Consider the following 14,486-nt stretch of genomic DNA (forward strand, 5'->3'; position numbering starts at 1 on the left):
CTTGCGGCTTTTTCTGCAGGCGGAAAAAGGAGCCATTCTTCTTCGTGACCAGCGAGACAGTATGTTTAGGTTTGCTGCGTGGGCGGGATACGAAACGGATGTGCTCAAGGACATTGTTATTTGTCAAGAAGAAGCGACCAACCGCTATGCTGATGCGCCCGACGAAGTCGACAAAGGGGTATATCTCCCGCGCAACCTAAAGGCGCTCGTAGATGACGATAGGCTAGCAGATTTGGCCATCCCCAAATCCCTGCTGACCATGACTGTGGAGTTAGATGGCGTTCTTGAGGGTTTCTTGATGTTTCTCAACATGACGGACTCTGAAGCCTTTAACCGCTCTGATAGCCGCAAACTCAATCGGTTCCGAGAACATGCGATCTCTGCTATCGCCAAGGCAAAAACGCTGCAAATCCTACAGGAGAAAAACGAGGAGCTGGTCCGAACCCAAAAGCAACTTGTGGTTCAAGAGAAGCTGGCGTCCCTCGGTGAGCTGACAGCAGGGATCGCACATGAGATTAAAAACCCATTAAATTTCGTGAATAATTTTGCCGAGCTCTCGGTAGGATTGGTTGATGAGCTAAAACAAGAAATTAAAAAAAACAAAGAGCATCTGGACTCTGAGACAGCCGAACACGTCGATGAGATTCTGACAGACCTTGCTTACAATGCAGGGGAGATACAACAATCAGGCAGCCGTGCCGACAGCATCATCCAGGGCATGCTGTTGCACTCAAGAGGCGGTACCGGCGAACGCCGGGACACGGATATAAATGTCCTGCTGAATCAATATCTGGCCCTGGCATATCACAGCATGAGAGCCCAGGATTCAGCTTTCGAAGCCACGATGGAAAATGACTACGACGAGTCCATTGGCAAAATTTCTGTTGTACCTCAAGATTTAGGCCGGGTTTTTCTTAATATTCTCAATAACGCCTGTCACGCAATATTGGAGAGGACAAAAGAATTGCCAGACGGCTATTCGCCAACACTTTCTGTCTCAACGAAATCCCTGGGCGATAAAGTAGAAATCCGAATTCGCGATAATGGTTCCGGCATTGCCGAAGAAATCAAAGATAAGATTTTCAATCCCTTTTTTACCACAAAACCGCCTGGAGAAGGCACGGGGTTGGGCCTTTCTCTCAGTTACGATATCATAGTAAAAGAGCACAGAGGGGATATAAAAGTGGAGAGTGAGAGGGATAGTTTCACTGAATTTATTATCACTCTTCCCAAGGAGTAGACCTAAATTATACTAAGAACAACCTGAGACTCAAACATGCCAGCCAAGATAATGGTAGTAGATGACGAACCTCAGTTGCAACAGCTTGTTCGCCAAAAGTTCAGAAAAGAAATTCGCGACAAGGAATATGAGTTTGTGTTTGCTCAGAATGGCGTGGAAGCGATCGAAAAGTTAAAGAGCGATGGCGACATAGACCTCTTGCTCACCGACATAAATATGCCAAAAATGAGTGGCCTGGCTCTGCTTACCAAGCTTAATGAGTTAGACTTCCTACTCAAGTCTGTCATCATTTCAGCATACGGAGATATGAAAAATATACGAACTGCCATGAACCTTGGCGCCTTTGATTTTGTAACCAAGCCAATCAATCTTACTGACTTGGAAATAACAATCAAAAAATGCCTCAAAGAGCTGGAAATCCTGAAGGAGGCGATAAGCTCACGTGACCAGCTTGCAGCTCTGCAGAGAGAATTACACATTGCGACAGAAATACAAACATCCATTTTACCGCAGACTTTTCCAGCCTTTCCAGATAGAAAGGAGTTTGATATTTTTGCCAAGATGATTACAGCCAGTGAAGTTGGCGGTGATTTCTATGACTTCTTTCCTCTTGACAAACACAGAATCGGTTTTGCTATAGGAGATGTCTCGGGTAAGGGCGTACCGGCAGCAATACTCATGGCCACGAGCCGTTCCTTCCTGAAAGCGACGGCAGTAACAGGCGTCCCAACCGATGTCTGCTTGGGTGCAGTAAATAACATTCTTGTGGAAGAAAGTCTTTCGCACATGTTCGTCACTCTCTTCTATGGCATACTGGATACCCGCAACGGCTCTTTGGAATACTGTAACGGAGGGCACAATCCGCCTTATCTGGTTTCGGGAGAGGGCAAAGTTGAGCAACTGGAGAATATCGGCGGGCTGCTTCTGGGCGGCGTTAAAGACGCAGAATATGAATCGAAGACAATCAAACTGCAACCTGGGGACACTCTGTTTCTCTACACGGATGGTGTGACGGAAGCAGAGAATGAGAAGGAAAATGAGTTTGCAACCGATAGACTTGAGGATTGCCTAAAACGTAATTACAAATTACAATTGACTGAAATTACTGAAAAAGTAATTGAGGAAGTACAGGCATTTTCCAAGGGTCTGCCACAAACTGATGATATTACCTGTTTAGCGTTGAGATATTTATCGAAATGAAATGCTGAATCGCAATAGGCTGCCAAGGTCGTTGAGGTTTATAACAATCGTTTCCAGCGGATGCCTATTCTGGTTTTGAACCCATTGCCGATGACCCCTGGTTTAAGGAGCTATTACGAAAAGTGAATTTGAGCCATGGTCGGCAAAACCATATCCCATTACAAAATCATCGAGAAGCTCGGTGCTGGCGGGATGGGCACCGTTTACAAGGCCCAAGACACTAAACTCGAACGCACTGGAAGTTCAAGCAGCTGCGGGGTTTCCCTTGCTGATATGTGTGTTAATTTTTAAGATAGTCAAATTCGGATTGGGCAAAGATTGCGAGGATTGCCTGCCTGTCCTGGTCATCAAAAGTTTCTAAGAATTTGATTAACAGGTCGTTGAAGTCATCACTATTGACTATTGTGGCCTCGAGACAATCATAGTTCGTAAAAAGTTTATCAATTTTCATCAATCCCCCACTTGGTAAAATGCTATTTCGCTAAATATCGGCCTCAAAAACCAACTATTGATGGTTGCTAAGTTTTCTTAAAGTTTCAATATATGCTAACCCATGCAGTTAGCTCATTTTAATGCACTTTTCGTCGACACTTTCGCACCCAAATCGCACCCGGGAAAAATAAAAAAGGCTTTAAGTATTATAAAAACAATAACTGGCAAAGAGGACGTCGTTGGCCTCCGGAGCCAAAGGTTGCGGGTTCGAGTCCCTCCTGGGGTGCAAGAAAACATTAAGCGAAGAGGATTCACTTCAACAAGATCATTTTGCCCGTTAATGAAATTTTTGTGTTCGCAGTTAAGCTATAAAGATAAACGCCGCTTGCAACCTCTTTTCCACTATCATCAATACCGCTCCAACTAAATGTGTGCCTTCCTACTTGAGCATGTCCTGTATAAATCGTTTTTACTTCTTCTGCAAGAATATTGTAAATCTTAACTTTGATCTCTGAAGCAATCGGTAAGAATATAAAAAAGGTTGTAGAGGGATTAAACGGATTAGGATAATTATTTCCCAAAACAAATTCGGCGGGTCGAATTGAATCGAGCGTTTCTTCCAGAGCGTCGCTCTCGCCGATAACCAGTCGAAATGTTGACACCTCATTTGTGGGAGTAAAACGATACCTTGAGTCCAAATGCAGATTGACAAAATCTCCCTTAGTATCATCGATTAAATATACATCAAATAGCCAGGGTATAGATTCGATGTGTGAGAATGAGAGATACAACGGCTCCCGAAGCGGTGAAAACACTTGAAATTCCCATGTTTCGGATTTGTTTATCTCCGGGCGAATATCCGTGGCAAACGTGGTGTAATCGTTATCCCATTCTGGGTGATGAAAATAGACAGAAGGTACAGGAGCAATATGCCTCGGTTTTCGATAATCAAATCGGTCGATTCCGGGGCGTGCATTACTCGCAGTTCCAGCCAAGATAGATTGGCTACTAAATTTTCTCGATGAAAGTGAAATGTTAATTCTCCAAATATGTTTATCCACTGATGTTAACTCAAGGGATGGTGAAAAAGTAAGGCTGTAAGGAATTTTGAGGGATGTTAGACTGTCGTTGAAGAAATAGTAGCCTATGAAAGGATCAAAGCTTTGTGATTGCACAAATGAACTGTCATAGGCAAAAATAGGCCCCACATTACCATTGAGATTTTGAACATTCCTCCAGTTGATGGGAGTTGGAAATGGATTGGTTATCAGATTAAAGCCCGGTTGTAGAGGAATTTCAACTTCGCCATCAGCATCGAGCGGCTCAGAAGCTACGGTTGTGTTAATGGACAAAGGCCCTCTATTTATTATCCAAAATGCTCGTCCAACTGCAAAGCGAAAATTTTCTGAACCATCATATTCTACAAGATAATCGCTTGATTCACCGTTGTCCCAAAAAACTTGCCAGTCTTCATTTTGTACTCCTGAAAGAAAATCTGTCACCAGTTGGTTGCTCGCACCCGGCAATCCAAAGATGCGATATTCCGTTGCATTGTAGTCAAAGGCGCTAGAGCGATCTGGAAAGTTGAGCGTTGTACTTATCTTAAATGTTGCTTGATAGGTTGTAAATGTCCGATCTGCACCTGTTGTTGTTCCGGCTGAGCTGGTTGCAACTATTCTATAATGATATGCAGTACCCGGAGATAGACCGGCGATTTCTGTGCTAACGGAAACTGGGTTTCTGCCGGTAACAGGGCTTGACGTCGCTGCTATCGTCTGCCCATAATTTGTTGTTAAGCCGTATTCAAAGATGATATCAGCGATAACCCCATTGGGATTGACACTACCATTGAGTGTGGCGGTTGTTACGTTAACGTTTGTTGCAAGATCGGTGCTTATGGCCAGCGCCCCTTTTACTGTCATCCTAATTTGTACAATCTTTTTTCCAACGTTCGAATCGATAGTGACAGTACCAGTGTAGTTGCCAGCGGGTAAGCCCGTTCGATCAATGGTCACGGCTACGCTCTGAGAGCCAATAGCCAAACGGCCACTAACTGAACTCGCACTGATCCAGGACTGATCGGTTGATATGAGCCAACCCACATTCCCTCCGAAACCGCTATTAGTGAGAGTGAACATTTGTGTGTTTAGGCTGTCCGCAAAGTCAAGACTAAGCGGTGCTATGGAAAGGACGGCAAAGTTGTAGATGTATGTAGAGCCTGATTGATTCCCCAAATCATCATCCCTGCTAGCCCCCACAATAGCATAGTCTTCACCGATTGCGACTGATAATCCAAACAGATCTTGATTGGTACCGTCACTTGCAGTTAGTTTTCTTACTTGTATCCAATCAGACATACTGCGCTTGAAAATATAGGTGGACCCTGAATTGTCACCCAAATCGTTGTCGCCGCTAGCACCGATGATGGCATAATCGCCTTTGAGCGAAACGGAGTTTCCAAAGCCGTCCCCAATACTCCTATCATTTGCAATTAGCTCTTTTATCTGAATCCAATTGGAACCAGTATTGGTGAAAATGTAAGCGGAACCTGAAGCCTTATCGTCACCGTTAGCCCCAACGATGGCAAATGTATCACTGATAGCAACTGCAATGCCAAATCTATCTTTTTTAGCTGGGTTATTTACTGTCAGTTTCTTTGTCTGAAGCCAGTTGAAACCATTGCGCTTAAAAATGTAAGCAGAACCTGCATTAGGGACATTTGTAAGGTCATCTCCATCGGCACCAATAATTGCATATTCACTATTTATCGCCACTGAAATTCCAAAGCGATCTTCTTTAGCGCCATCACTTGCAACCAGTTTCCCAGACTGAATCCAGGTTGCACCGTTACGCCTGAAAATGTAAGCTGAGCCTGATTTGCCACCCAAATCATCATCACCGGGGGCGCCAACTATTGCATATTCGCCACTAATTGAGACGGAACTTCCGAATAAATCGTCTTTAGCTCCATTGTTGGCCGTTAGCTTTGTCACTTGAAACCAGTTGGCGCCGTTCAATTCGAAGATGTACGCGGAGCCTGATTTATTGCCTAAATCGTCATCATCGTCATCATCGTCATCATCAGTGGCGCCTACAATAGCATAGTTACCGCTGATCGCCACCGAAATTCCAAAGCGATCATCTTTAGCGCCATCACTTGCAAGAAGTTTTGCGGCCTGACTCCAATTGCCACCATTCCGTTCGAAAATGTAGGCAGAGCCTGAACGGTCACCTAAATCATTATCACCGCTGGCCCCAACTATAGTATAGTTACCGCTGACAGCAACCGAAATCCCAAATAGGTTGTCTTTTGTGCCATCATTTGCAGTCATTTTAAATTCTGCCTGAGCTAAACAACTGGCGATGGTAAGAAAGCTAAAGCCTAGAGTCAATAATTTAGTGCCCATCTTTTTAAAAAATCTCATCTGCAAGCGTAATATCATCATACATATATTTTAATTATCATTGTCTGGTCTGCCCACCGGTCGAGGAAAACCGCTAGAACCAAAGCTATCGTCCGCTTCGCCTCCTCCAAAAACTATGAATGCGGCGGCTCCCGCAACGCCAGTACCCACAAGCCATGGCCAAAGTTTAAAATTACTTTTCTTTTTTTGAGGTTTGCCTGTCGCAACAACCGATTTTTCTTCTTCGAGCACCTTTTTCGCTTCTTTGAACAAGTAAATAAATGGAGGTGGTTCCTTACCGGGGTCCAGAACAATATTGCCATCTAATTCCAGCATTTTTCTTATGGCCAATCTTGCCTGCTCTAAGTAGTTTTTAGCAATGTAGATCTTTGCAAGAAGTTTATAAGCCAACGCTTTCTCCTGTTCACGACACCCCTTTTTATATCTTAATCTGAGCAATATTTGAATAGCCTCGTCGAAAGAGCCTTCACGATAATTCCATTCAGCTATTACTAGTTCTTTCTCACAATTTTTCGGTAATCGCGTCTTAGCAAATGAGCGGGTGTCGTAAATGAAAGTGAAACTAAGCAGACCGGTGAGAAAAAAAACTAAAAACCTGTGAGCCAGGTTATTTCGTCGCATTTGTTATCCCTTAGGATTTGTTCTGAATTCATTAAGTGAATTTATTCTAAAGCAAATTTGGCATAGAATGTTAGCGGATAGCTATTCACAAAAGGCTTTGTCTATTGTTTTCGCACTAAACCAGGAGATTTAAGACTCTCAATTCTAGAACTCAATTTTCGATGAAGAACCAACCTCAACCTACGATCGGATTCAAGATTAATTTCTTGCTCAGTTATGAAATAATCTGCGTGTCTTACTGCAATTTTATGTTGACCCACTTGCAATGCAAGTTCGCCTGGCGTATATCGACCGATAAATTGTCCATCTAACAAGATTTCACCATAAACGATATTGTTGGATCGATCAAAAGCCAAAACTATCAGTGTAGCTTTTCTATTGAAATTGAAATCTATCCTTTGAGTTTGTTCAGAATCAATGTTCACGGTCTTTTCGATGAATCCGAAAAATGGATGTTCTAATCTAAGCAGATGACGCCCAGTGCTGAGTGCTGTTGCATATTTAACATTCCAATTTTTTTTGTGCAGCTTGCCATCGATGTAAATAGAACCGTAAGGTTTAACGAACACCTCCAACCGTCCCATCACTGGTTGAAGATTTACACCCATTAAGATTATCTTTTTATTCTCTGACGTTACAATACCACTGTACTCTTTGTAGCCCTTTTTTCTTAAAGCTATTTTGTGCTTACCAGGGTTGATTCGTAGTACAGTTTTTGGAGTCATTCCGAAATTTCTTCCGTCGAGCCAAATTGTAGCTCCTTGGGGAATTGAATTAAACCTGATCCCGCTCAAGGCTGCTGGTTTAGGCTTTGTTGGAGGGCGAACTCGTGGGATTGTCATGATATTAGCATCATTTGAAGTTACCAAATCCTGAGAATCTTTCTCCAGGATGATATTCATAGTGGGATTTTTTCCTTGAGCCAAGTTAAATTTTTCTGTCTTGGAAACATAGCCCTCTCGTGAGATTTCAATTATGTGGGGTCCAATAGGAAGAAAGAGATCTTTTCGGTTTGCAAACTGTGTAGTTTTTTTATCCAAAATAACTACTGCATCGGTTGGAGACACTTCAATCGAGGTATATGCTGCCGGTTGCAAAGCATAAGAAAATGTGGATGATGATTCATTCTTGAGAATAAAGGTAGTATCAACTGGAAAAAAATTCTCTTTTTCTAATTTAACAGACACAGTCCCAGGCTTAATCTGGTAGTCACTTATTGGTGATTTACCAATGAATTTTTCATTAATAAAAACCTGTGCATTACCTGGATCCGTCTTTATACTTAACGACGCCCTTGTAGTCAACAAAAAGTTAGGAATGATTTGTTTATAATCTAGGGCCTTGCTAAATAAACTTGCAAACATAAGAAAAGCAAAGATTGCCGACAACCATACATAATACGGCTTTTTTAAAGTTAGCGGCGGTCGCGGAGGAATTGGCTTCTTCGAAAGCGGCGGTAATTGTTGATGATTTGAATGAGAATAGAACGATTCCTGAAATTCTTTAAACGCTGCGAGCATTTCAACCACAGTTTTGTAGCGCGCCTTTGGCTTCTTTGCAATAGCATGCATCACGATTCGAGCCAAACCCTCTGGAATTTTAGGATTTATTTTATTAGGTGAAGCTACGTTTTTTCTAAGGATAGCATTTTGAATAACTTTTTCGTTCTCGGTTTCTTCAAATGGAGTTCGACCCGCCAATATCTCGTAAAAAGTCATGCCAAGAGAATAAATATCGTCTTTTTGATAATTGATGTTTGGTGATAACCTCACTCTTTCAGGTGACATATATTTTAAAATATGAGCTGGCGGAACGCCGTCTGAATTGTGCTGATAAGCTGTTTCTAACCCAAAATCCATCACTTTCACAAAGCCACGATCGTTTATAATAATATTACTTGGTTTGATATTGCGGTGAAACACATCGTGCTTATGAGCATATTCTATCGCCTGTAGGATTTGATCAATGATTGATAATGTGTTTTTCCAAGAAATAGGTCCGTATTTTTGAAAATATTCATCTAGTCTTTCTCCACGCACATATTCCATCACTATGAAAAAATCATTATCCTCTTTTAGAAATTTGTCGACCTTAGCAATATAAGGATGTTTCGCCTTTGTTAATCTTTTTATCTCTTCATTAAAACACTTCAATTTATTTACATCGCTAAAATATGTTGGGTCAATCATTTTGACAGCTACAGTTTCTCCTGAAACCATGTCCAGAGCTTTGTAGACAATCGCCATGGTACCTATACCAAGGATTTCTTTAATAAGATAGTTGTCAATCTTTTTGTCAATCATGGGACAGGACTGATTTTTTTGCAAGATGAACTTGAAATGCAGTGTTTGCTGAGATCATTTTAACTTCTCTTCACCCAAATGAACCTCCTTTTTGAGGACTTCAACTGTCTGAGGTCCAAAATTAATTTGAGTTATATTGGTCGGAGATTCTTACTAAATTGTAGTTGTATTGGATGACCGATTACAAAAAGGTAAAAATTTTCTTTTCTTTTGGGCTTTCACGCACTGTACAACTTTAAATTACGCAATTATTGTACCACCTTGAAACAGCTGGTGCTTGATACAGAATGGGCACACGTGTATTTTCTCAGTTGTAAACAAAAAGCCCCCGAAAACTTTGACCGCTTCGGGGGCTTTACTTTTTCAAGTGAGAATATTTATTCTTCTGTTTCTTTTTCGATAAATATTCGATTTTATCCTCACATGGGTAGTTCAGAGACACCTTAGTTGAGTAAAAACCAACCATGTGGTGGAAAATAATACAAAATTGAAATAAATTTCTTCGACTGATAGGATGAGAAAAAATGGTATAGAATTTGCTATTTGTTTCATTCCCGAAACCTTAGTCAATAATCTCAAAAATCTATTGGAGAAAACCTATGAAATTGCATCTTTGGAAATCTTCTCTATTAATCATCACAGCCCTTATTTTTAGTATTTTCTTGAGCTGTACAGAAGACAGTGTAACTGAACCAGGTGATGCGGAAGGAACAATCCTTATTCGCCTTACTGACGCTCCGTTTCCAATCGATTTGATAGACGAGGCCAATGTCATTATCACCAAAATCGAAATACGACGAGCGACAGAGGATGCTGGTAGACCGTTTATCACTCTATCAGAAGATACCGTAAAGTTTAATTTGTTAGAGTTACAAAACGATGTGACCGAAGATTTAGTCGAGATAGACATTCCTATTGGAAGTTACAATCTGGTTCGATTATACGTATCGGAGGCCAACATTCTCTTAAAGGATGGTTCTGAATTTGTAATGAAAGTTCCAAGTGGTGCTCAGACAGGAATTAAAATCTTCATTGAGCCGGCTATTGAAGTTGTAGGTGGACTCACTTCCGAACTCTTGTTGGATTTCGATGTCAGTAAATCCTTCGAAGTTCAAGGTAATCCAAATACCCCCGCAGGCATTAAGGGATTTCATTTCAAACCAGTTATCAGAGCAGTAAATATGTCCACTGCCGGAAGAATTACTGGCGTTGTTACGGATAATGCCTCGACCGTACTCGAAAATGCAGCGGTTTGGGTGGAACAGGATTCAGTGGTTTCAACGACTTTTACAGGCACCAATGGGTATTACGCATTGATTGGTGTCCTCACAGGCAACTATTCTGTATATACGACGAAGGCCGACCACGATACAGTATCCGCATCCGGATTAGAAGTAGTTGCCGGAAATGAAACTCAACAAGATTTCGAGTTGACGCCTAAGCAGTAACAATCTTTCCTAATGTGAGGGTGATTACGTCAACATCACCCTCTCAATATCTCGCTTCATAAGCAATTAGTATTATTCTCATCTGATGCCTTAAAAATAAATACCGTCCGAACAAGTGGGGACAACGGCACTTTATTTCGGACGGTAGATAAAATGTTACAGTGTTGTAAATTATTTACCACCCACTTATCTAAAGTGAAGAAACAAACCCATCACACGTGATCTTCGCTCTGTGGGTAGGGGACGGTCACCATCAAAACCAGCCTCTACCTTTACCAGCCTTCACCATTCATTACCCCAATCACTGGTCGAGACAATTCATACCTTTACAGCCTTCATTGACAGACATTAAACAGTCAACCAGCCTCCAATAAGTGAACCATAATCAAGGTGTTAAAGTATAATTGATAAGGCTGTATATGTCTATCAGCATGAAATCTGTATTGGAAGGCTATTGGAAGTCCATGTAAAATAATAGAGAAAGGTTATATATGAAATTTAATGTTAAAATATGTCCTGTTTGTGGACAAGTGTGGGAACAAGGTGGTCATAATAATACTCAAACAGTTTATCATGGAACTGATTGGCCAATGAAATCATATTTACCAAAGGAAACATGTTCTGGTTGTAGTTCACATTTTGTATCGACGAAATCCGTTCGTGAGGGAATCAGTAGCCCTTAACCTAAAGGCTCTTGATCTCAATAAACGGTCAGTGGCGGTTAATCTGATGAGGAATAGCATGTCGGCAAAACGAAGTGTAATGAAGGGAAGAGACTTTGATACGTTTGATACGATTCTTTATTCTGCTTTCATAGCAGTCGATATCGCTACAATAGTCGCAATCGTAGTGTTATTTTGTTAGGATTTCAACAAGCTTTCAAAGGCTCTTAAAAAAGCAATGGAAATATCTCCACCAAAAAAGAACAAAGCAACCAAAAAATGATTCTTCCCGATATATTTTCCGATCCGGATTTCGGCAAAACACCCGACCAAATTAATGCCGAAAAGTTCTATCATAACGTAGTCTATCAATTCAATCGCCTCGCCAATTCATTCTTTCAATTGAAAAGAAAATTGACGAAAAACAAAAAGAAATTGTAAGCACTTTTCAGCCTTCCATTTAAATCTTCAATTAGGTTTTTTATTTCCAATGACATTTTTTTTAAGTTTGTCCGAAAATCGATTCTGAGGCATTTATTATTTCCGAAAATCTTACAGTCCTTATCTGACGATGGCCTGTATTGAGATTCTCACAAGGGGTCAGATATTCTTGTAGTTCGTTAAATTTCCTTGACACCCAATGGAAAAATTGTAATCTTGCGGTGTTATTTGGGAAACTATAGACTACTTGTTATACCAAAATACAACTAAACTGGATTTGATAGGCTATCGGATTAATGCAACTAAAAAAAATAATTGAAGAAAATGATACGACTGCCGGAAAGACATTCGATTTCTTTATACAATTCCTAATCGTTTTATCACTCGTCTCGTTTTCAATCGAAACTCTCCCAGACCTCAGTGTAAATACAAAAATAATATTAAATATAGCTGAAGTAATCACTGTTGCTATTTTCACGATAGAATATTTACTACGTTTAATTGTTGCCGATAAAAAACTGAAAGTTATATTTAGTTTTTATGGACTTATTGACCTAATTGCAATACTTCCGTTTTATATCGCTCGGGGCATCGATTTACGTTCCATTCGAATATTCAGATTATTTAGATTGTTTCGTGCATTCAAAGTATTCAGATACAGCAATGCAATTCAGAAATTCAAAAGTGCATTTTTGTCAGTAAAGGAAGAGATGATTCTATTTTTGGTTGCAACATTATTTCTGTTATTTATTGCATCTGTCGGTATTTACTATTTTGAAAATCCAGCTCAACCAGAACAATTCAAATCGATTTTTCACTGCCTTTGGTGGGCAGTTGTAACTTTAACCACCGTTGGGTATGGCGATATGTTTCCAATTACTGCTGGCGGTAAGATTTTCACTTCATTATAGCGATTATTAGCATAGGAATCATTGCTGTCCCTACTGGTTTGTTAGCGTCAGCATTGACCAAAACTATTAAAGAAGATGAACAAGATAGATAAGAAATAAAAAACCGTATGTCCGAAAAATCGATTCTGAGCCATTATTATTTCCGAAATCTTACAGTCCTTATCTGACTGTAGCCTGTAATTAGGATTTTATGGAAAAAGATATTCGAAAACTGCTTGAAATAAAGGAGATCGATGCAATTACCATCGCCACGCCAGAGCATTGGCACGCGCCCATGGCAATTATGGCCTTGCAGGCAGACAAGCCACCACTGGATTTTGAGATTATGAATTCAGATAAAGAACGATATATTTCCGCTATCCATGCGGGGCATGCAGGTAATTACAGCCCTATGAAACAGGTTTTCGATGATGTTTTGAGTTATTCGAATCGACAAGCTTCCCGGAACGAGCATCACGATAACGAGTAACATAGGTTTGCGAAGGTTTACCTGTTTCAATTGCCGTTGAAGACCCCACATTTCTAGCTACTAATTGGATAGATGTGGTGCTTCTAAGGTAGGTATTAGCAGAAGCAAGTGTTTTTGATTTCATGATGTATATTATAGTGTTAAGTGATACTTAAATAAAGTAATAATGTGATGATAAATATAATTAAAACGATGAGTTAAATATGGGTCCTTCAAACATAGTTCAAAAACTCTGGAATTACTGTAACGTCCTTCGTGATGACGGCATGAGTTATGGTGATTACGTTGAGCAATTAACGTATTTGCTGTTTCTTAAAATGGCTGATGAGCGAACCAAGCCACCCTATAACCAAAAAAGCCCGGTACCAGGCAAATACAATTGGCAGAGTCTGATTAAAAAAGACGGTGATGAATTGTTCGATCATTATCGTCATACCCTCGAAGGCTTAGGTAATGAAAAAGGTTTGATGGGGCTGATCTTTAATAAATCCCAAAATAAATTTCAGGATCCCTCCAAACTACGAAGGTTGCTTGTCGATCTAATGGATAAAGAAAATTGGTCAGCTATGAGTGCTGATGTAAAAGGAGATGCTTATGAAGGATTATTAGAAAAGAATGCACAAGATACTAAAGGAGGTGCAGGACAGTATTTTACACCAAGACCGTTAATTGAAGGAATCGTTGATGTTATAGCACCTAAACCAGGCGAAACAATATGTGACCCTGCTTGTGGAACAGGTGGTTTTTTATTCAAGTCAAACGATTATATTGTAAATAAAAATCCCAATCTGACAAAAGCAGAAAAAAAGACACTAAAAGAAAGCACGTTAAAAGGAATAGAACTGGTTCATTCTGTCACTCGTTTGTGTGCGATGAATATGTTGTTACATGGTATTGGTAGTCAGGATGAAGAACCCATTGAAGCAAAAGATTCTCTAGCAGCAGATCCGGGCGATCGATTTGATATTGTCTTAACCAATCCACCCTTTGGTAAAAAGAGCAGCACCACCATTGTGGGAGAAGAGGGAAAAGTCACAAAAGAGCGCGATATTGTTGAACGCGATGACTTTTGGGCAACGACATCAAATAAACAACTCAACTTTGTTCAACACGTTAAAACCTTACTTAAAATCAATGGCCGCGTTGCTATCATTGTCCCGGATAATGTCCTATTCGAAGGTGGAGCAGGGGAAACCATCCGCCGAAAACTCTTACATGACTGCGATGTGCATACCTTGTTACGCCTGCCAACAGGTTTGTTCTATGCCCAAGGCGTCAAGGCAAACGTCCTCTTCTTCGATAAAAAAGAAGCCTCAGAAACCCCATGGACCAAA

General features: G+C 40.6%; 10 protein-coding genes and 1 pseudogene. 6 read left to right on the forward strand and 5 right to left on the reverse strand.

The genetic code is table 11. The features are described 5' to 3' along the window. Together IH879_09245 and IH879_09250 are read left to right on the forward strand one after the other, a co-directional pair. Positions 1-1,240: GHKL domain-containing protein (locus tag IH879_09245; GenBank protein ID MCH7675126.1), on the forward strand; the 1,240-nt coding region annotated here is incomplete at its 5' end. Positions 1,241-1,276: 36 nt separating this feature from the next. Beyond that, the gene (locus IH879_09250; protein MCH7675127.1) at positions 1,277-2,440 is read left to right on the forward strand and encodes a SpoIIE family protein phosphatase; all 1,164 of its coding nucleotides are present in this window, start codon (positions 1,277-1,279) and stop codon (positions 2,438-2,440) included. A gap of 280 nt (positions 2,441-2,720) precedes the next feature. Here the strand turns inward: IH879_09250 and IH879_09255 are convergent, their stop codons facing one another. The 4 genes from IH879_09255 to IH879_09270 all read right to left on the reverse strand — a co-directional run bounded on the left by IH879_09255 (position 2,721) and on the right by IH879_09270 (position 9,221). Next, the gene (locus IH879_09255; GenBank protein ID MCH7675128.1) at positions 2,721-2,891 is read right to left on the reverse strand and encodes a hypothetical protein; all 171 of its coding nucleotides are present in this window, start codon (positions 2,889-2,891) and stop codon (positions 2,721-2,723) included. 292 nt (positions 2,892-3,183) lie between these two features. Next, the gene (locus IH879_09260; protein MCH7675129.1) at positions 3,184-6,318 is read right to left on the reverse strand and encodes a T9SS type A sorting domain-containing protein; all 3,135 of its coding nucleotides are present in this window, start codon (positions 6,316-6,318) and stop codon (positions 3,184-3,186) included. Positions 6,319-6,327: 9 nt separating this feature from the next. Continuing rightward, positions 6,328-6,687: a hypothetical protein gene (locus IH879_09265; GenBank protein MCH7675130.1), complete on the reverse strand. Its 360-nt coding sequence runs from the start codon at positions 6,685-6,687 to the stop codon at positions 6,328-6,330. 332 nt (positions 6,688-7,019) lie between these two features. Continuing rightward, on the reverse strand, positions 7,020-9,221 hold the full coding sequence (locus tag IH879_09270) for a serine/threonine protein kinase (GenBank protein MCH7675131.1): 2,202 nt from the start codon (positions 9,219-9,221) through the stop codon (positions 7,020-7,022). Positions 9,222-9,820: 599 nt separating this feature from the next. Between IH879_09270 and IH879_09275 the strand changes: the two genes are divergently transcribed. Beyond that, positions 9,821-10,669, forward strand: coding sequence for a DUF4382 domain-containing protein (locus IH879_09275; protein MCH7675132.1), 849 nt, complete (start codon positions 9,821-9,823; stop codon positions 10,667-10,669). Positions 10,670-11,529: 860 nt separating this feature from the next. Here the strand turns inward: IH879_09275 and IH879_09280 are convergent. Next, complete coding sequence (locus IH879_09280; protein ID MCH7675133.1) at positions 11,530-11,703, reverse strand: hypothetical protein; 174 nt, start codon at positions 11,701-11,703, stop codon at positions 11,530-11,532. 365 nt (positions 11,704-12,068) lie between these two features. Between IH879_09280 and IH879_09285 the strand changes: the two are divergent. From IH879_09285 to IH879_09295, 3 genes and pseudogenes are all read left to right on the forward strand, one after another. Beyond that, positions 12,069-12,775 (forward strand): annotated as a pseudogene (locus tag IH879_09285) (ion transporter). A gap of 98 nt (positions 12,776-12,873) precedes the next feature. Beyond that, entirely contained in the window at positions 12,874-13,152 is a 279-nt protein-coding gene (locus tag IH879_09290; GenBank protein ID MCH7675134.1) for a hypothetical protein, read from the forward strand. Between the two features lie 203 nt (positions 13,153-13,355). After that, a partial coding sequence (locus tag IH879_09295; protein MCH7675135.1) for an SAM-dependent DNA methyltransferase occupies positions 13,356-14,486 on the forward strand: 1,131 nt, incomplete at its 3' end.

Source organism: candidate division KSB1 bacterium (genome assembly GCA_022562085.1).
GTDB lineage: Bacteria > Zhuqueibacterota > Zhuqueibacteria > Oceanimicrobiales > Oceanimicrobiaceae > Oceanimicrobium.